Below are 18,566 nucleotides of genomic sequence, written 5' to 3' on the forward strand. Positions count from 1 at the left end.
CGCGCTATATTCATCCTGCAGCAGAGAAACATCGACTCGATTAGTTCCCCTGTGCCGCATTATTGATGGCAATCTCCAGATCCTGAATGGTCTGGTCGATATCATCCAGCAGCTGTCCCTGTTTGTTTAGCAGCGTATCAATACGTGCGGCGTACTCTTCATCCTTGTATTCACCCTGATCGAACGCCAGCCAGTGCGTAGACAGCGTTTCGGTATTGGTCTGCGCATAGTGACGCATCTCTTTTAACTGTGTAGTGACATCACTCAGGTAGTCAGCTTTAGTCTTGATAACTTCAGTATCGCTCATGCTAATTTTCCTTTTGCAGTTAAAATAACGTCTGAGGGATTAATCATAGTGAAAAATGTCACAATCTCCCTAAGAATAATCGGAAGTCACTGCAACCAGGAATAATCTCTATTAAAAATCCTTAAGCATAGCGTCACGAGACACGGCTCTTATTGTTCCGGACAATCATATTTTTCATATCGATACCTGAAGGCTGCTGGTAAATCTCCAGAGAGAAATAGCGCGCAATAGCCAGCACATATTCAAAAATTTCCGACTGGGTATCCTCATATTCCGTCCAGAAAACGTTGGAGGTGAAACAGTAAATCTCGATCGGTAACCCTTCCGATGTCGGGCTAAGCTGCCTGACCACCAGGTACATATCATTGCGGATATCCGTGCGGCGGCGTAAATAGTTCAGGACGTGTTTACGAAACAGCTCAAGGTTAGTGACGCCGTTCTCACCGAGCTGCTGGGCATTAATCTCTTTAACTCGCGTCTTGAGCCACGTTTCAAGCATGGCGTATTTTTCTGCGGACATTTTCTCCAGCGCCGCGAGCTGCTCCATGGTGGCGAAAACAATACTGCTCTGGTCGATAAAAAAGCTGCGCTTGATACGCCGGCCGCCGGATTCAAACATCGGTTGCCAGTTGGTATAGGATTCGGTAATAAAATTCTTGGTCGGCACCCAGGACATGGTGTTGTCCCAGTTGCGCACCGTGATTGTGTGCAGAGCAATATCCGTGACTTCGCCGCTGATGTTGTTCTGCGGCATTTCAATCCAGTCGCCCTGCTTAATAACGTTCGATGAGGAGACCTGAATGTTGGCCACCAGTGAGATAAGCGTGTGCTGAAACACCAGCATCAGCACGGCCGCCGCGGCACCCATACTGGAAAAAATAATCACCGGGGAGCGGTTAGAGAGTGTGGCAATAACCAGAATAGTGGCAACAGAAGAGATGACTATTTTGGCTATCTGAATAAAACCCTTTATTGAGTGCTGTTTTTCACCATGCTTTTTGATGTAGATGACATTGACCACATCCAGCATCTCAATAATCATCATGGTGATGTTGATAATAAACAGCACGCCGCAAATGGTCCTTATCGCCTCCATCAGGCCAGCGGGCAGCCCGACAATAATCTGCGACAGTACATACACCGTGACCACCGGAACCAGGTTCGCCAGCCCACGCGCAATGCGCATATCCTTATTATGAGGATCGGATTTTTTAGTGTGCAGAATAAAGCGCCGAACAATACCCAGCAGAAAGAACTTGCAGATCATTGACGACATAAAGCCGGCGAAAAGCAAAAAGATCACGACGACGGTGGAGAAAGCAATTTCATTGCCCTGCAGCCAGCTCCAGGCCTCAACAAGATTGTGCATTAACAGCGTCCTTAGCCTTCGGCGAAATGGGGCATCATGGTTATTCTGAGTATGTAGCCTGAATAACTCGGGTTACATTAATGCTGCAGGAATGAATCTCCCAGAGCTTGCTGATGAACAAATGCAGCTGATGCAGATTCAGCTTGAAGTATGACGGGTATAACGTTTTTACAAAAGATGGGATTTACAGCAAGAAGAAGCAAGAATCAGACAAAGAGAAATGCCGCCGGCGAAAAGTTATCGCCGGCAGCGGCAGAGCTTAGGCTTTATCGTGGTTTTCCAGGTTTTCTACCTGGGGAATACCGTCAACCGCCGTACTGGAAAGCAGGCCGGTACGCGCGTAGCCGAACAGCTTTTCGCGGGTATCGGTAATATCCAGATTACGCATGGTTAGCTGGCCGATACGATCGTCAGGAGAGAAGACTGACTCGCCTTTTTCCATCGTCAGGCGCTCTGCCTTGTAAGTCAGATTGTCTGAAACGGTATTCAGAATCGAATAGTCGTTACCGCGGCGCAGCTCCAGCGTCACTTCGCCGGTGATCTGGCTGGCAACCCAGCGCTGCAGGCCGTCGCGCAGCATCAGTGCCTGAGAATCGAACCAGCGGCCCTGATACAGCAGGCGGCCCAGCTGGCGGCCATGGGCGTGATACTGCTCAATCGTGTCTTCGTTGTGAATGCCGGTCAGCAGGCGCTCGTAGGCGATATGCAGCAGCGCCATCCCCGGAGCCTCATAAATACCGCGGCTCTTGGCTTCGATAATCCGGTTTTCAATCTGATCGCTCATGCCCAGGCCGTGACGACCGCCGATGCGGTTAGCCTCCATCATCAGCTCAACATCGTCGCTAAAGGATTGGCCATTAAGCGCAACCGGGCGGCCCTGTTCGAAGCGAACGGTCACTTCTTCCGCCGGGATCTTCACGCTCTCATCCCAGAACTTCACGCCCATGATCGGATTAACGATCTTGACGCTGGAGTTCAGGAACTCCAGATCTTTTGCTTCGTGGGTGGCGCCCAGCATGTTGGAGTCGGTGGAGTAGGCCTTCTCGACGGACATTTTGTAATCGAAGCCGCACGCAATCATGAACTCAGACATCTCCTGACGGCCGCCGAGCTCGTCGATGAAGTCAGTGTCCAGCCACGGCTTATAAATTTTCAGTTCGGCGTTGGTCAGCAGGCCGTAACGATAGAAGCGCTCTATATCGTTGCCTTTATAGGTACTGCCGTCGCCCCAGATGTTTACGCCATCTTCTTTCATTGCGGCGACCAGCATGGTGCCGGTCACGGCGCGACCCAGTGGCGTGGTGTTAAAGTAGGTCAGGCCGCCGGTCGTATTATGAAAAGCCCCACATTGAATGGCGGCAATGCCTTCGGCTACCAGCTGCTTGCGGCAATCGATCAGACGAGCATTTTCTGCGCCATATTCCATTGCCCGACGCGGGATCGCGTCGTAATCATCCTCATCCGGCTGGCCCAGATTCGCGGTATAAGCGTAAGGCACGGCGCCTTTTTTTCGCATCCACAGCAGCGCGGCGCTGGTGTCCAGACCGCCGGAAAATGCGATGCCAATACGTTGACCAACCGGAAGATGTTTGAGTATCGTCGTCATAAATAGAGCCCTGCTTGCCTGACTGTGGTGGAAGTCGTTGTGTTACCGTAATTGCATTTTTATGCAAAATAAGTGAGTTTTCATTTAATCATCTTTTCACCGCTACCGGAAGTGCCTGATGGAATTTCGCTGAAAAAATCCTGTCAGGTGTTCCGGCAGGCTCATCCGTGTGGACCGCCGTGCCATAACCGCACATTTCAGTTTATCGATTAATGCTCTGCAGGCTGCAGGATAAGATAAAAAGCCAGCCTCGCTAGCACGTAAATGCCCGATCTAAAGAGGCGCAAGGGGAAGAACGTTAGCAGCTAATGCTTGATTAGTTAGCAACTTGACATTCATCCGGCTATCTACTTATACTGTACGCCGATTTTACGTCCCGTCTCGGTACCAAATCCCAGCAGTATTTGCGTTTTTTGCTCAAAATGGGTAAAATACGACACGTTTCAGGCGCGGGGTGGAGCAGCCTGGTAGCTCGTCGGGCTCATAACCCGAAGGTCGTCGGTTCAAATCCGGCCCCCGCAACCACTTTCCCTTAGTGTTCTTTTTCAAATATATTTCGCACTATTTGTTGCTGAATTTGAAAAAATTCTCGCGGAAAGTATTCCAGACCGCAGTTGCGGTTGTAGGGTTCAGTTATATAAAGCCCCGATTTATCGGGGTTTTTTGTTATCTGACTAAAGAATAACTGGGCTTTATGCCCTTTTTTTATGTCCTGGGGGTGGGCTTGTCCACATTAGAACAGAAATTAACAGAGATGCTGACAGCGCCAGTTGAGGCCCTGGGCTTCGAGCTGGTCGGCATCGAATTTATTCGCAGCCGCACATCCACGCTGCGCATCTATATTGATAGTGAAAACGGCATCAATGTTGATGATTGTGCTGATGTAAGCCACCAGGTCAGTGCCGTCATGGATGTCGAAGACCCCATTACTGTTGCATACAACCTGGAAGTTTCCTCACCGGGACTCGAACGTCCTCTGTTTGTCGCCGAACACTACACGCGTTTTATTGGCGAAGAGGTCTCACTGGTCCTGCGGATGGCGGTACAGAACCGCCGCAAATGGCAGGGCATTATCAAAGCGGTAGACGGTGAAATGATTACAGTCACCGTTGACGGCAAAGATGAAGTGTTCGCGCTGAGTAACATCCAGAAGGCGAACCTGGTTCCCCACTTTTAACAGTCTGGATTGAGGTGAAAGGCCACGATGAACAAAGAAATTTTGGCTGTTGTAGAAGCCGTTTCCAACGAAAAGGCGCTGCCGCGCGAGAAAATTTTCGAAGCGCTTGAGAGCGCTTTGGCGACGGCAACCAAGAAAAAATACGAACAAGAGATCGATGTCCGCGTTGAGATCGATCGCCGCAGCGGCGACTTTGATACCTTCCGCCGCTGGTTAGTGGTTGAAGAAGTGACTCTGCCGACGCGCGAAATCACGCTGGAAGCCGCCCGCTTTGAAGATGAAAGCATGAACGTGGGCGACTTCGTTGAAGATCAGATTGAGTCTGTTACCTTTGACCGCATTACCACCCAGACCGCGAAACAGGTTATCGTGCAGAAAGTGCGCGAAGCCGAGCGTGCGATGGTTGTCGATCAGTTCCGCGATCAGGAAGGTGAGATTGTCACCGGCGTGGTCAAAAAAGTTAACCGCGACAACATCTCTCTGGAACTGAAATCAGAAGGGCTGGCCGGGAGCGCTGAAGCCGTCATCCTGCGCGAAGACATGCTGCCGCGTGAAAACTTCCGCCCGGGTGACCGCATCCGCGGCGTACTTTACTCCGTCCGTCCGGAAGCGCGCGGCGCTCAGCTGTTCGTTACCCGCTCCAAGCCGGAAATGCTGGTTGAGCTTTTCCGTATTGAAGTGCCGGAGATTGGCGAAGAAGTTATCGAGATCAAAGCCGCAGCTCGCGATCCGGGCTCCCGCGCTAAGATCGCGGTGAAAACCAACGACAAGCGTATCGATCCGGTCGGCGCCTGCGTCGGCATGCGCGGCGCGCGCGTGCAGGCGGTTTCCACCGAGCTGGGCGGCGAGCGTATCGACATCGTGCTGTGGGATGACAACCCGGCGCAGTTTGTGATCAACGCGATGGCGCCGGCTGACGTAGCCTCTATCGTGGTTGATGAAGATAAACACACCATGGATATCGCGGTAGAAGCCGGTAACCTGGCGCAGGCGATTGGCCGTAACGGCCAGAACGTACGCCTCGCCTCGCAGCTGAGCGGCTGGGAACTCAACGTCATGACCGTTGATGACCTGCAGGCGAAGCACCAGGCTGAAGCCCACGCGGCGATCGACACCTTCACTAAATATCTCGATATTGATGAAGATTTCGCCACGGTACTGGTTGAAGAAGGTTTCTCCAGCCTCGAAGAGCTGGCCTACGTGCCAATCAAAGAGCTGCTGGAAATCGACGGTCTGGATGAATCCACCGTTGAAGCACTTCGCGAACGCGCGAAAAACGCATTGACTACGCTGGCGCTGGCCCAGGAAGAGAGCCTCGGTGATAATAAACCGGCTGACGATCTGCTCAATCTTGAAGGCATGGATCGCCCTCTGGCTCTTCAGCTGGCTGCCCGCGGTGTTTGTACGCTGGAAGATCTCGCTGAACAAGGCATTGATGACCTGTCTGACATCGAAGGGTTAACCGACGAAAAAGCAGGTGAGCTCATCATGGCCGCCCGCAACATTTGCTGGTTTGGCGACGAAGCGTAATAAACTGTAGCAGGAAGGAACAGCATGACAGATGTAACCGTAAAAACGCTGGCCGCAGAGATTCAGACCTCCGTAGACCGCCTGGTACAGCAATTCGCTGACGCAGGCATTCCGAAGAAGGCTGATGACGCTGTAAGCCCGCAAGAGAAGCAAACTCTTTTAGCGCACCTGAATCGTGAGCATAGCTCCGCGCCGGGTAAGCTGACGCTGCAGCGCAAAACGCGCAGCACGCTGAGTGTTCCAGGTACCGGTGGCAAGAGTAAATCGGTACAGATCGAAGTCCGCAAAACGCGCACCTTTGTAAAACGCGATCCGCAGGAAGCCGAACGTCTGGCCGCGGAAGAAGAGGCGAAGCGCGAAGCGGAAGAACAGGCCCGCCGCGAGGCTGAAGAAGCAGCCAAACGCGAGGCACAGGCAAAAGCTGAACGTGAGGCCGCTGAAAAAGCGAAACGTGAATCTGCTGAGAAAGCGAAACGCGACGCTGCGGAAAAAGATACAGTGAATCAACAGACAGACAATATGACAAAAACCGCCCAGGCTGAGAAAGCCCGCCGTGAAGCTGAAGCCGCCGAGCTGAAGCGCAAAGCGGAAGAAGAAGCGCGCCGCAAGCTTGAAGAAGAAGCCCGCCGCGTTGCGGAAGAAGCTCGCCGCATGGCCGAAGCGAATGAAAAGAACTGGACCGAAACGCCAGAGCCGACGGAAGACGCCACGGATTATCACGTGACCACGTCCCAGCACGCGCGCCAGGCCGAAGACGAGAACGATCGCGAAAGCGAAGCTGGCCGCACACGCAGCCGCACCGCGAAAGCGGCACGTCCGGCGAAAAAAGGCAACAAGCACGCTGAATCCAAAGCCGATCGTGAAGAAGCCCGCGCGGCCATTCGCGGTGGTAAAGGCGGCAAGCACCGTAAAGGTTCAGCACTGCAGCAGGGCTTCCAGAAGCCGGCGCAGGCCGTTAACCGCGACGTTATCATCGGCGAAACCATCACCGTTGGCGAACTCGCTAACAAGATGGCGGTAAAAGGCTCTCAGGTCATCAAAGCGATGATGAAGCTGGGCGCGATGGCCACCATTAACCAGGTTATCGATCAGGAAACCGCGCAGCTGGTGGCAGAAGAAATGGGCCACAAAGTTACACTGCGTCGTGAGAACGAGCTGGAAGAAGCGGTAATGAGCGATCGTGACACAGGTGCAGCGGCTGAACCGCGCGCGCCGGTGGTCACTATCATGGGTCACGTTGACCACGGTAAAACCTCGCTGCTCGACTATATCCGCTCCACCAAAGTCGCCTCCGGCGAAGCGGGCGGTATTACCCAGCACATCGGCGCCTACCACGTAGAAACCGACAACGGGATGATTACCTTCCTCGACACCCCGGGCCACGCCGCGTTTACCTCTATGCGTGCTCGCGGTGCCCAGGCTACGGATATCGTGGTACTGGTTGTTGCTGCGGACGACGGCGTGATGCCGCAGACCATTGAAGCTATCCAGCACGCGAAAGCGGCGCAGGTGCCTCTGGTAGTTGCCGTGAACAAAATCGACAAGCCGGAAGCCGATCTTGACCGCGTTAAGAACGAACTCTCCCAGTACGGCGTTATGCCGGAAGAGTGGGGCGGCGAAGCGCAGTTCATTCCTGTATCTGCAAAAGCCGGTACCGGTATCGACGAGCTGCTGAATGCGATTCTGCTGCAGGCTGAAGTGCTGGAGCTGAAAGCCGTCCGTAAAGGTATGGCAAGCGGCGCCGTTATCGAATCCTTCCTCGACAAGGGCCGCGGCCCGGTTGCGACTGTTCTGGTACGCGAAGGTACGCTGAACAAGGGCGATATCGTCCTGTGCGGCTTCGAATACGGCCGCGTTCGTGCGATGCGCGACGAGCTGGGCAAAGAAGTTATGGAAGCGGGTCCGTCGATTCCGGTCGAGATCCTCGGCCTGTCAGGCGTACCGGCAGCCGGTGATGAAGTGACCGTTGTTCGCGACGAGAAAAAAGCGCGTGAAGTTGCGCTGTATCGTCAGGGCAAGTTCCGCGAAGTCAAACTGGCGCGTCAGCAGAAGTCCAAGCTGGAAAACATGTTTGCCAACATGACCGAAGGCGAAGTTCACGAAGTGAACGTGGTTCTGAAAGCAGACGTGCAGGGTTCTGTCGAAGCTATCTCCGATTCTCTGCTGAAGCTGTCTACTGACGAAGTGAAAGTGAAGATCATCGGTTCTGGCGTTGGTGGTATCACCGAAACCGACGCTACTCTGGCTGCGGCATCCAACGCTATCCTGGTCGGCTTTAACGTCCGCGCCGATGCTTCCGCACGTAAAGTGATTGAAGCGGAAAGCCTGGACCTGCGCTACTACTCCGTCATCTATAATCTGATTGACGAAGTGAAAGCGGCGATGAGTGGCATGCTGTCTCCGGAACTGAAACAGCAGATCATTGGTCTGGCTGAAGTGCGTGATGTGTTTAAATCGCCGAAATTTGGCGCCATCGCGGGCTGTATGGTTACCGAAGGCCTTATCAAGCGCCACAATCCGATCCGCGTCCTGCGCGACAACGTGGTTATCTATGAAGGCGAGCTGGAATCCCTGCGCCGCTTCAAAGATGACGTTAACGAAGTCCGTAACGGCATGGAGTGTGGTATCGGCGTTAAGAACTACAACGACGTTCGCGTTGGCGATATGATCGAAGTGTTCGAGATCATCGAAATCCAGCGCAGCATCGACTAATCCACGTCGTCTTTCGTACCACAGCCGCGCTGGCTGCGTTTGTCCACCCCGGTAACATAGTTATCTATGCTCCCGGGGGGATTGCAGATTTGCCGCCTTGCCGTGACTCGAAATACTGAATGGATAAAAATTGTAGGCCGGGTAAGCAAAGCGTCACCCGGCAGTAATTTAAAAAAGGGGCTGATAGCCCCTTTTTAGTCTGGAGAATAAATTATGGCGAAAGAATTTGGTCGCCCGCAGCGCGTAGCGCAGGAAATGCAGAAAGAAATTGCGACCATTCTGCAGCGTGAAATTAAAGATCCGCGTCTTGGGCTGATGACCACCGTATCCGGCGTTGAGATGTCCCGGGATCTGGCTTATGCAAAAGTGTTCGTAACGTTCCTGAACGATGAAGATGAAGCATCCGTGAAGGCAGGCATCAAAGCTCTGCAGGAAGCCTCCGGTTTTATCCGTTCGCTCCTCGGCAAAGCAATGCGCCTGCGCATCGTTCCCGAGCTGACCTTCTTTTATGACAACTCGCTGGTTGAAGGCATGCGCATGTCTAACCTGGTGACCAGCGTGGTGAAGCACGACGATGAACGTCGCGTGAATCCGGACGACGCGAAGGAGGACTAATGAGTCGTCCCCGCCGTCGCGGTCGCGATATCCACGGCGTGCTGCTGCTGGACAAACCTCAGGGTGCTTCCAGCAACGATGTGCTGCAAAAAGTGAAGCGTCTGTACAATGCTAACCGCGCCGGGCACACCGGCGCGCTGGATCCGCTGGCGACCGGTATGCTGCCTGTCTGCCTCGGTGAAGCCACCAAGTTTTCCCAGTATTTGCTTGATTCTGACAAGCGCTATCGGGTGATTGCAAAGCTCGGGCAGCGTACCGACACGTCAGATGCCGATGGCCAGATTGTTGAAGAGCGCCCGTTGAGCTTCAGCGCTGCCGATCTGGACGCCGCGCTGGAGAGCTTTCGCGGCGATACGCTGCAGGTGCCTTCTATGTACTCGGCGCTGAAGTATCAGGGCAAAAAACTGTACGAGTACGCGCGCCAGGGCATCGAAGTCCCGCGGGAGCCGCGCCCGATTACCGTTTACGAGCTGCTGTTTCTGCGCCATGAAGGCGACGAGCTTGAGCTGGAGATCCACTGCTCAAAAGGCACCTATATCCGCACCATCATTGACGATCTCGGCGAGAAACTCGGCTGCGGCGCGCACGTTATCATGCTGCGTCGTCTGGCGGTAAGTCGCTATCCGGTGGAGCGTATGGTGACCCTGGAGCAGCTGCAGGCGCTGGTGGCCGATGCCGAAGCGCAGGATATTCCCGCATCGCAGCATCTCGATCCGCTGCTGATGCCGATGGACAGCCCGGCGTCTGATTTTCCGCGGGTAAACCTGCCGCTGACCTCGTCCGTCTACTTTAAAAACGGCAACCCGGTACGCGCCAGCGGAGCACCTGTCGAGGGTCTTGTGCGGGTGACCGAAGGCGAAGACGAAAAATTTATCGGCATGGGCGAAATTGACGACGAGGGCCGCGTGGCGCCGCGTCGTCTGGTGGTAGAGTATCCGCAGTAGCGCTGGCCTGTCTTGCGATAACTGGCCGCTGCGAGTAGAATATCGCCGCTTAACGTCCGGGCATTGGTGTAACAATTACCGGGACGTTAACCTCGGGGCTGCTGAATTAGAGATCGGCACCCTTTATTTCTTTTAATCTGGAGTACAACATGTCTCTAAGCGTTGAAGCTAAAGCAAAAATCGTTTCCGAGTTTGGTCGTGGTGCTAACGACAGCGGTTCTACCGAAGTTCAGGTTGCACTGCTGACTGCGCAGATCAACCACCTGCAGGGCCACTTTGCAGAGCACAAAAAAGATCACCACAGCCGTCGTGGTCTGCTGCGCATGGTTTCTCAGCGTCGTAAACTGCTCGACTACCTGAAACGTAAAGATGTTGCACGCTACACTGCGCTGATCGAGCGTCTGGGTCTGCGTCGCTAAGTCTTGCGAGTTTCTGAGAGAGGGGCCTTACGGCCCCTTTTTTAAATGCAGTGGCAGCAATTAAACCGAAAGTAATGTATTGTTTGTGTTGCTGTAATTAACAATCTTCAGTGCAGCGTTTCGCGCGGCTAATGAGAGTTTCAACCTTTGTGGCCCGGAGCTCTCATTAGTCGCGAGGATGCAATGAAGATAAGTTCCACCCGCAGCTTGCTGAAAGCTGCTGTTACTTATTGAGTAAGGATAAATTTTGCTGAATCCGATCGTTCGCAAGTTCCAGTATGGTCAACACACCGTCACGCTGGAAACCGGCATGATGGCGCGTCAGGCCTCTGCTGCCGTTATGGTAAGCATGGATGACACTGCCGTATTCGTTACCGTTGTAGGCCAGAAAAAAGCCAAGCCGGGCCAGGACTTTTTCCCGCTGACCGTTAACTACCAGGAGCGTACTTACGCTGCCGGTAAAATCCCGGGCGGCTTCTTCCGCCGTGAAGGCCGTCCGAACGAAGGCGAAACCCTGACCGCGCGTCTGATTGACCGCCCGGTTCGCCCGCTGTTCCCGGAAGGCTTTGTTAACGAAGTGCAGGTTATTGCCACCGTTGTTTCCGTTAACCCGCAGGTTAACCCGGACATCGTTGCCATGATTGGCGCCTCTGCAGCTCTGTCGCTGTCCGGCATTCCGTTCAACGGCCCAATTGGTGCCGCGCGTGTAGGTTACATTAATGACCAGTACGTGCTGAACCCGACCCAGGAAGAGCTGAAAACCAGCAAGCTGGATCTGGTTGTTGCCGGTACTGAAGCCGCCGTTCTGATGGTTGAATCTGAAGCCGAACTGCTGAGCGAAGATCAGATGCTGGGCGCGGTGGTCTTTGGCCACGAGCAGCAGCAGATCGTTATCCAGACTATCAATGACCTGGTGAAAGAAGCGGGTAAACCGCGCTGGGACTGGCAGCCTGAAGCCGTTGACGAAGCGCTGCACGCGCGCGTTGAGCAGCTGGCACAGTCTCGCCTGAGCGATGCTTACCGCATCACCGACAAGCAGGAGCGCTACGCGCAGGTTGATGCTATCAAATCTGACGTGATCGCCGCACTGGTTGCCGAAGATGATTCACTGGACGCAGGCGAGCTGGGCGACATCCTGCACGGCATCGAAAAGAACGTCGTTCGCAGCCGCGTGCTGGCCGGCGAGCCGCGCATTGACGGCCGTGAGAAAGACATGATTCGTGGCCTGGACGTGCGCACTGGCGTACTGCCGCGCACCCATGGTTCCGCGCTGTTCACCCGCGGTGAAACACAGGCGCTGGTTACCGCAACCCTGGGTACCGCACGCGACGCGCAGAACATCGACGAACTTATGGGCGAGCGCACCGACAGCTTCCTGTTCCACTACAACTTCCCTCCGTACTCCGTAGGCGAAACTGGCATGGTGGGTTCTCCGAAGCGTCGTGAAATCGGCCACGGCCGCCTGGCGAAGCGCGGCGTGCTGGCTGTTATGCCGACTACCGACGAATTCCCGTACACCGTGCGCGTAGTTTCTGAGATCACTGAATCTAACGGCTCCTCTTCCATGGCGTCCGTTTGCGGTGCCTCTCTGGCGCTGATGGATGCCGGCGTGCCGGTGAAATCTGCGGTTGCGGGTATCGCGATGGGCCTGGTGAAAGAAGGTGACAACTACGTTGTGCTTTCTGACATCCTCGGTGATGAAGATCACCTCGGCGATATGGACTTCAAAGTTGCGGGTTCTCGCGACGGTATCTCTGCGCTGCAGATGGATATCAAAATTGAAGGCATCACCAAAGAGATCATGCAGGCTGCGCTGAATCAGGCGAAAGGCGCGCGTCTTCACATCCTGGGCGTAATGGAGCAGGCGATTAACGCGCCGCGCGGCGATATCTCTGAATTCGCACCGCGTATCCACACCATCAAGATCAGCCCGGACAAGATCAAAGACGTTATCGGTAAAGGCGGCTCCGTGATCCGCGCGCTGACCGAAGAGACCGGCACCACCATCGAAATCGAAGATGACGGTACCGTGAAAATCGCAGCAACCGATGGCGACAAAGCGCAGCACGCGATTCGTCGTATCGAAGAGATCACCGCTGAAATCGAAGTGGGCCGCATCTACAACGGTAAAGTCACCCGCATCGTTGATTTCGGTGCCTTCGTGGCAATCGGCGGCGGTAAAGAAGGTCTGGTTCACATTTCTCAGATCGCCGACAAGCGCGTAGAGAAAGTGACCGACTACCTGCAGATGGGTCAGGAAGTGCCGGTTAAGGTACTGGAAGTTGACCGCCAGGGCCGCGTACGTCTGAGCATCAAAGAAGCGACCGAGCAGACTCAGCCTGCGGCCGCGCCGGAAGCTCCGGCAGCGGAACAGGGCGAGTAAGGTTGCCGTTTGCCCTCCGCAGCCGCGGAGGGCGCATTCCGGGCTGGACGCTTGTTTGCTGTTGGGGAACAGGACGTTCATCCAATTGTTGTCTTCGGGAGTGGGAAATGAAGCCTTTTTTGCGCTGGTGTTTCGTTGCTACAGCACTCACGCTGGCGGCAGGATGCAGCGACACCTCAACCTGGCGTAAAAGCGAAGTTTTGGCTGTGCCACTGCAGCCGACGCTCCAGCAGGAAGTCATTCTGGCACGCATGGAACAAATACTTGCCAGTCGGGCTTTAACCGATGACGAACGAGCGCAGCTTTTATATGAGCGCGGAGTGTTGTATGATAGTTTGGGTCTGAGGGCACTGGCGCGGAATGATTTCTCGCAAGCACTGTCCATAAGACCGGATATGCCCGAAGTATTCAACTACTTAGGCATTTACTTAACGCAGGCAGGCAATTTTGATGCTGCCTATGAAGCGTTTGATTCTGTACTTGAGCTTGATCCAACTTACAATTACGCTCACTTAAACCGCGGCATCGCGCTCTATTACGGTGGTCGCGCTAAGTTAGCGCAAGATGATCTGCTGGCGTTTTATCAAGACGATCCCAACGATCCTTTCCGTAGTCTGTGGCTTTACCTTGTTGAGCAGAAGCTCGACGAGAAGCAGGCTGTCGTAGCACTGAAGCAGCGCTATGAAAAATCGGACAAAGAACAATGGGGATGGAACATTGTCGAGTTCTACCTCGGTAACATTAGCGAACAAGCGCTAATGGACAGACTGAAGGCAGACGCAACGGATAACACCTCGCTCGCTGAGCATCTCAGTGAAACCAACTTCTATTTAGGTAAGTACTACCTAAGTCTGGGGGACAGGGACAGCGCTACGGCACTGTTCAAACTGGCGGTTGCTAACAACGTTCATAACTTTGTTGAGCACCGATATGCATTGTTGGAATTAGCGCTCTTGGGCCAGGAGCAAGATGACCTGGCAGAATCGGACCAGCAATAGCTGACGAACATATCAGCCCAAAATCTTTTTGATTGCCATCACCTTAGCGGGTGAGGGCTTCATTGTTCGTCAATTCAACTAATTTGAGCCGGTTCACACTTTTAATGAAAATAGTCCCAATTTTTCACGATGAGGTATGTAGACTGGCCACGATTTATTCTGAGGCACACGTACTACATGGCTGAATTCGAAACCACTTTTGCAGATCTGGGCCTGAAGGCTCCTATCCTTGAAGCCCTGTCCGATCTGGGTTACGAAAAACCATCTCCAATTCAGGCTGAGTGTATTCCTCACCTGTTGGGTGGCCGCGACGTTCTGGGTATGGCCCAAACCGGTAGCGGTAAAACTGCGGCATTCTCGCTGCCGCTCCTTCAAAATCTCGATCCTGAGCTTAAAGCACCGCAGATTCTGGTGCTGGCCCCGACCCGCGAACTGGCGGTTCAGGTTGGCGAAGCAATGACCGATTTCTCTAAACATATGCGCGGCGTAAACGTGGTTGCCCTGTACGGCGGCCAGCGTTATGACGTGCAGCTGCGCGCCCTGCGTCAGGGCCCGCAGATCGTAGTCGGTACTCCGGGCCGCCTGCTGGATCACCTGAAACGCGGTACCCTTGACCTCTCCAAACTGAGCGGCCTGGTACTGGATGAAGCCGACGAAATGCTGCGCATGGGCTTCATTGAAGATGTAGAAACCATTATGGCGCAGATCCCGGAAGGTCATCAGACCGCGCTGTTCTCTGCCACCATGCCGGAAGCGATTCGCCGTATTACCCGCCGCTTCATGAAAGAGCCGCAGGAAGTGCGCATTCAGTCCAGCATCACCACGCGCCCGGACATCAGCCAGAGCTACTGGACTGCCTATGGTATGCGTAAAAATGAAGCGCTGGTTCGCTTCCTTGAAGCGGAAGATTTTGATGCGGCGATTATCTTCGTGCGCACCAAGAACGCCACCCTGGAAGTTGCCGAAGCGCTGGAGCGCAGCGGCTATAACAGCGCCGCGCTGAACGGCGATATGAACCAGTCCCTGCGCGAGCAGACTCTGGATCGCCTGAAAGATGGTCGTCTGGACATCCTGATTGCCACCGACGTAGCCGCCCGCGGCCTTGACGTTGAGCGCATCAGCCTGGTGGTTAACTACGACATCCCGATGGATTCAGAATCTTACGTTCACCGTATCGGCCGTACCGGTCGTGCGGGCCGCGCCGGCCGCGCTCTGCTGTTCGTTGAGAACCGCGAGCGTCGCCTGCTGCGCAACATTGAACGCACCATGAAGCTGACCATTCCTGAAGTTGAGCTGCCGAACGCAGAACTGCTGGGCAAACGCCGCCTGGAAAAATTTGCCGCAAAAGTTCAGCAGCAGCTGGAAAGCAGCGATCTGGATCAGTACCGCGCACTGCTGGCGAAAATCCAGCCGGCTGCCGAAGGTGAAGAACTGGATATGGAAACTCTGGCCGCAGCGCTGCTGAAAATGGCCCAGGGCGAACGTCCGCTGATCCTGCCGCCGGATGCGCCGATGCGTCCGAAACGCGAATTCCGCGACCGTGACGATCGCCGTGGCGACCGCGACGACCGTGGCCCGCGTGAAGATCGCCCGCGCCGCGAACGTCGTGACGTTGGCGACATGCAGCTGTACCGCATTGAAGTGGGCCGCGATGACGGCGTTGAAGTTCGTCATATCGTTGGCGCTATCGCTAACGAAGGCGACATCAGCAGCCGCTATATCGGTAACATCAAGCTGTTCGCGTCACACTCCACCATCGAGCTGCCGAAAGGCATGCCGGGCGAGGTTCTGCAGCACTTTACCCGCACCCGCATCCTGAACAAGCCGATGAACATGCAGCTGATGGGTGATGCCCAGCCGCACACCGAACGCCGCGGTGGCGGACGCAGCTTTGGCGGCGAACGTCGCGAAGGTGCTCGTCCGGAAGGCCGTCGCTTCAGCGGCGAGCGTCGTGAAAATCGTGGCCCGCGCCGCGACGACACCCGCAGCCCGCGCCGCTTCGGTGGCGACGCATAAACAAAGCGTAAAATGCTGCGTTTAAGCGCGTAAAGTAAAATATACGGCCCCGGTTCACGCAATCGGGGCTTTTTTTATTCCATTTGTACTCGTGTACTGGTACAGTGTTTCGCGCAAACTTATGGAGAAGATTTATGGCGACACTTACTACCACGACAGCCCGCCCGTCACTGTTTGGTGGCGTGGTTATTATCGGCGGCACAATTATTGGTGCCGGGATGTTCTCACTGCCGGTAGTGATGTCGGGCGCGTGGTTTTTCTGGTCGCTGGCGGCGCTGATCTTCACCTGGTTCTGCATGCTCCACTCCGGGCTGATGATTCTGGAAGCCAACCTCAACTACCGCATTGGATCCAGCTTTGACACTATTACCCGGGATCTGCTGGGCAAGGGCTGGAACCTGATTAACGGTCTGTCCATCGCGTTCGTACTCTATATTCTGACCTACGCTTACATCTCGGCGAGTGGATCTATTTTGCACCACACGTTTAGCGAGATGTCGCTGAACGTACCGCCGCGTCTGGCGGGCTTCGGCTTTGCGCTGCTGGTAGCCTTTATCGTCTGGTTAAGTACCCGGGCGGTGAGCCGGATGACCGCTATCGTGCTGGGCGCAAAAGTCATTACCTTCTTTCTGACCTTCGGCAGCCTGCTGGGTCACGTGCAGCCGGTTACGCTGTTTAACGTCGCTGAGAAAAACGCCTCTTATTTACCTTATCTGCTGATGACGCTGCCGTTTTGCCTGACCTCGTTCGGCTTTCACGGCAACGTCCCGAGCCTGATGAAGTATTACGGTAAGGATCCGCGCACTATCGTGAAGTGCCTCGTATACGGCACGCTGCTGGCCCTGAGCCTGTATATCATCTGGTTGCTGGGCACCATGGGCAATATCCCGCGCCCGGACTTTATCGGCATCGTGCAGAAGGGCGGCAATATTGACGTGCTGGTGCAGGCCCTGAGCGGCGTGCTCAACAGCCGCAGCCTGGAACTGCTGCTGGTGATTTTCTCAAACTTTGCGGTGGCGAGCTCTTTTCTGGGAGTTACGCTGGGGCTGTTCGACTATCTGGCAGATTTATTCAAGTTTGATGATTCAGCCGCGGGGCGCTTTAAAACGGCGGTGCTGACATTCGCACCGCCGATTGTCGGCGGCCTGCTGTGGCCGAACGGTTTTCTGTACGCGATTGGCTATGCGGGGCTGGCGGCCACAATCTGGGCGGCTATTGTTCCGGCGCTGCTGGCGCGCAAATCGCGCAAGCGCTTCGGCAGTCCGCAGTTTCGCGTCTGGGGCGGTAAGCCGATGATTGTCCTGCTGCTGCTCTTCGGCGTTGGCAATGCCATCGTCCATACCTTAGCCAGCTTTAACCTGCTGCCAGTTTATCAATAGCCTGTTCGTAGCCCGGCATCGCTGCCGGGCCTTGTATTAACCCGCCATGGATTCCCGCACCTGCATCGCCAGCTCAAACGAATGCAGCCGCGCCTCGCAGTCGTAGATCTGTCCGTTGACCATAATTTCGTCGGCCTGTGTCTCCTGCAGCAGCGACGCCAGCCCGCTCCTGACCTTCGTTTTATCACCGACGATTGACATCCCCAGCGCCCGATCGACGCCGTATTTCTCCGCCGGCGTCCAGATGTGATTCATGTCTTCAACCGGCGGCGGCAGCTGGTTGCTCTCTCCCCGGCGCAGTTTCACAAACGCCTGCTGCATTGAGGTAAACAGGAACTCCGCATCGCGGGTGCTGTCGGCGGCAATCACATTCACGCACACCATCGCGTAGGGCTTATCGAGCCGCGCGGAGGGCTGGAAGTGGCTGCGGTAAAGCTGCAGTGCCTGATAGAGCATATCGGGGGCGAAGTGCGAGGCGAACGCGAACGGCAGTCCCATCTGCGCCGCCAGCTGGGCGCTGTAGAGGCTGGAGCCCAGCAGCCAGACCGGGATTTTCTCGCCATAGCCCGGCACCGGGCGCACCTGCGGCTCGGGCGTGGAGGCGTCGAACCAGTCAACCAGCTCCGCCACGTCGCGCGGGAAATTGTCGATATCGCCGCTCATGTGGCGGCGCAGGGCGCGCATCGTCGGCTGATCGCTGCCCGGCGCGCGGCCCAGACCCAGATCGATACGTCCGGGATAGAGCGTATTCAGGGTGCCGAACTGCTCGGCGATCACCAGCGGCGCGTGGTTGGGCAGCATCACGCCGCCGGAGCCCAGGTGCAGGGTGGTGGTGTTTGCCGCCAGCCAACCAATCAGCACGGAGGTTGCCGCGCTGGCGATGCCGCTCATGTTGTGATGTTCCGCCAGCCAGTAGCGATGATACCCGCGCCGCTCCGCGAGCTTCGCGAGGGCGAGGGAGCGCGCGAAAGCGTCTGCGGCAGAGGAGCATTCGGGGATCGGCACCAGATCGAGCACCGAAAAATTGAAATCGTGATGGGTCATAGCTACTCACTTTGTCTTCGTCGTTTCTTTAATACTGTATTAGAAAATACTAACGATCGTTAACAAA

The 18,566-nt window shown here is 55.2% G+C and carries 15 protein-coding genes and 1 tRNA gene; 12 read left to right on the plus strand and 4 right to left on the minus strand.

Annotated features, from left to right (window positions below; translation table 11 throughout):
* Nucleotides 1–40 precede the first annotated feature (40 nt).
* The 3 genes from QZ766_RS17875 to argG all read right to left on the minus strand — a co-directional run bounded on the left by QZ766_RS17875 (nucleotide 41) and on the right by argG (nucleotide 3,282).
* Nucleotides 41–307 (minus strand): hypothetical protein, encoded by a 267-nt coding sequence (locus QZ766_RS17875; protein ID WP_297205411.1) that lies wholly within the window; start codon nucleotides 305–307, stop codon nucleotides 41–43.
* A gap of 133 nt (nucleotides 308–440) precedes the next feature.
* Nucleotides 441–1,676 (minus strand): mechanosensitive ion channel domain-containing protein, encoded by a 1,236-nt coding sequence (locus tag QZ766_RS17880; protein WP_297205414.1) that lies wholly within the window; start codon nucleotides 1,674–1,676, stop codon nucleotides 441–443.
* Nucleotides 1,677–1,935: 259 nt separating this feature from the next.
* The gene (argG, locus tag QZ766_RS17885) at nucleotides 1,936–3,282 is read right to left on the minus strand and encodes an argininosuccinate synthase (protein ID WP_297205417.1); all 1,347 of its coding nucleotides are present in this window, start codon (nucleotides 3,280–3,282) and stop codon (nucleotides 1,936–1,938) included.
* A gap of 448 nt (nucleotides 3,283–3,730) precedes the next feature.
* On the opposite strand from argG, the gene QZ766_RS17890 reads away from it, so the two are divergent.
* From QZ766_RS17890 to mtr, 12 genes are all read left to right on the plus strand, one after another.
* Nucleotides 3,731–3,807, plus strand: a tRNA-Met gene (locus tag QZ766_RS17890).
* 199 nt (nucleotides 3,808–4,006) lie between these two features.
* Complete coding sequence (rimP, locus tag QZ766_RS17895) at nucleotides 4,007–4,459, plus strand: ribosome maturation factor RimP (protein WP_297205420.1); 453 nt, start codon at nucleotides 4,007–4,009, stop codon at nucleotides 4,457–4,459.
* A 27-nt stretch (nucleotides 4,460–4,486) separates the two neighbouring features.
* Nucleotides 4,487–5,989 (plus strand): transcription termination factor NusA, encoded by a 1,503-nt coding sequence (gene nusA, locus QZ766_RS17900; protein ID WP_297205422.1) that lies wholly within the window; start codon nucleotides 4,487–4,489, stop codon nucleotides 5,987–5,989.
* Nucleotides 5,990–6,013: 24 nt separating this feature from the next.
* Nucleotides 6,014–8,701: a translation initiation factor IF-2 gene (infB, locus tag QZ766_RS17905; protein ID WP_297205425.1), complete on the plus strand. Its 2,688-nt coding sequence runs from the start codon at nucleotides 6,014–6,016 to the stop codon at nucleotides 8,699–8,701.
* 213 nt (nucleotides 8,702–8,914) lie between these two features.
* Nucleotides 8,915–9,316, plus strand: coding sequence for a 30S ribosome-binding factor RbfA (rbfA, locus tag QZ766_RS17910; protein ID WP_297205427.1), 402 nt, complete (start codon nucleotides 8,915–8,917; stop codon nucleotides 9,314–9,316).
* Entirely contained in the window at nucleotides 9,316–10,260 is a 945-nt protein-coding gene (truB, locus tag QZ766_RS17915) for a tRNA pseudouridine(55) synthase TruB (protein WP_297205430.1), read from the plus strand. Before rbfA ends, truB begins: the two co-directional genes overlap by 1 nt.
* A gap of 149 nt (nucleotides 10,261–10,409) precedes the next feature.
* Complete coding sequence (gene rpsO / locus QZ766_RS17920) at nucleotides 10,410–10,679, plus strand: 30S ribosomal protein S15 (RefSeq protein ID WP_024552689.1); 270 nt, start codon at nucleotides 10,410–10,412, stop codon at nucleotides 10,677–10,679.
* 247 nt (nucleotides 10,680–10,926) lie between these two features.
* Entirely contained in the window at nucleotides 10,927–13,062 is a 2,136-nt protein-coding gene (pnp, locus tag QZ766_RS17925) for a polyribonucleotide nucleotidyltransferase (RefSeq protein WP_297205435.1), read from the plus strand.
* A gap of 107 nt (nucleotides 13,063–13,169) precedes the next feature.
* Complete coding sequence (gene nlpI, locus QZ766_RS17930; RefSeq protein ID WP_297205437.1) at nucleotides 13,170–14,060, plus strand: lipoprotein NlpI; 891 nt, start codon at nucleotides 13,170–13,172, stop codon at nucleotides 14,058–14,060.
* Nucleotides 14,061–14,164: 104 nt separating this feature from the next.
* A complete protein-coding gene (gene yrbN / locus QZ766_RS23115; protein WP_366509456.1) occupies nucleotides 14,165–14,245 on the plus strand; it encodes a protein YrbN in 81 nt (26 codons plus the stop codon).
* Complete coding sequence (locus tag QZ766_RS17935) at nucleotides 14,238–16,076, plus strand: DEAD/DEAH family ATP-dependent RNA helicase (protein ID WP_297205440.1); 1,839 nt, start codon at nucleotides 14,238–14,240, stop codon at nucleotides 16,074–16,076. Before yrbN ends, QZ766_RS17935 begins: the two co-directional genes overlap by 8 nt.
* A 134-nt stretch (nucleotides 16,077–16,210) precedes the next feature.
* Nucleotides 16,211–17,455, plus strand: a complete 1,245-nt coding sequence (gene mtr / locus QZ766_RS17940) for a tryptophan permease (RefSeq protein WP_297205442.1) — start codon at nucleotides 16,211–16,213, stop codon at nucleotides 17,453–17,455.
* 36 nt (nucleotides 17,456–17,491) lie between these two features.
* Here mtr and QZ766_RS17945 read toward each other — a convergent pair whose 3' ends face one another.
* Complete coding sequence (locus tag QZ766_RS17945) at nucleotides 17,492–18,499, minus strand: luciferase-like monooxygenase (RefSeq protein WP_297205445.1); 1,008 nt, start codon at nucleotides 18,497–18,499, stop codon at nucleotides 17,492–17,494.
* Between the last annotated feature and the right edge of the window lie 67 nt (nucleotides 18,500–18,566).

Source organism: uncultured Pluralibacter sp., assembly GCF_913775985.1.
GTDB lineage: Bacteria > Pseudomonadota > Gammaproteobacteria > Enterobacterales > Enterobacteriaceae > Pluralibacter.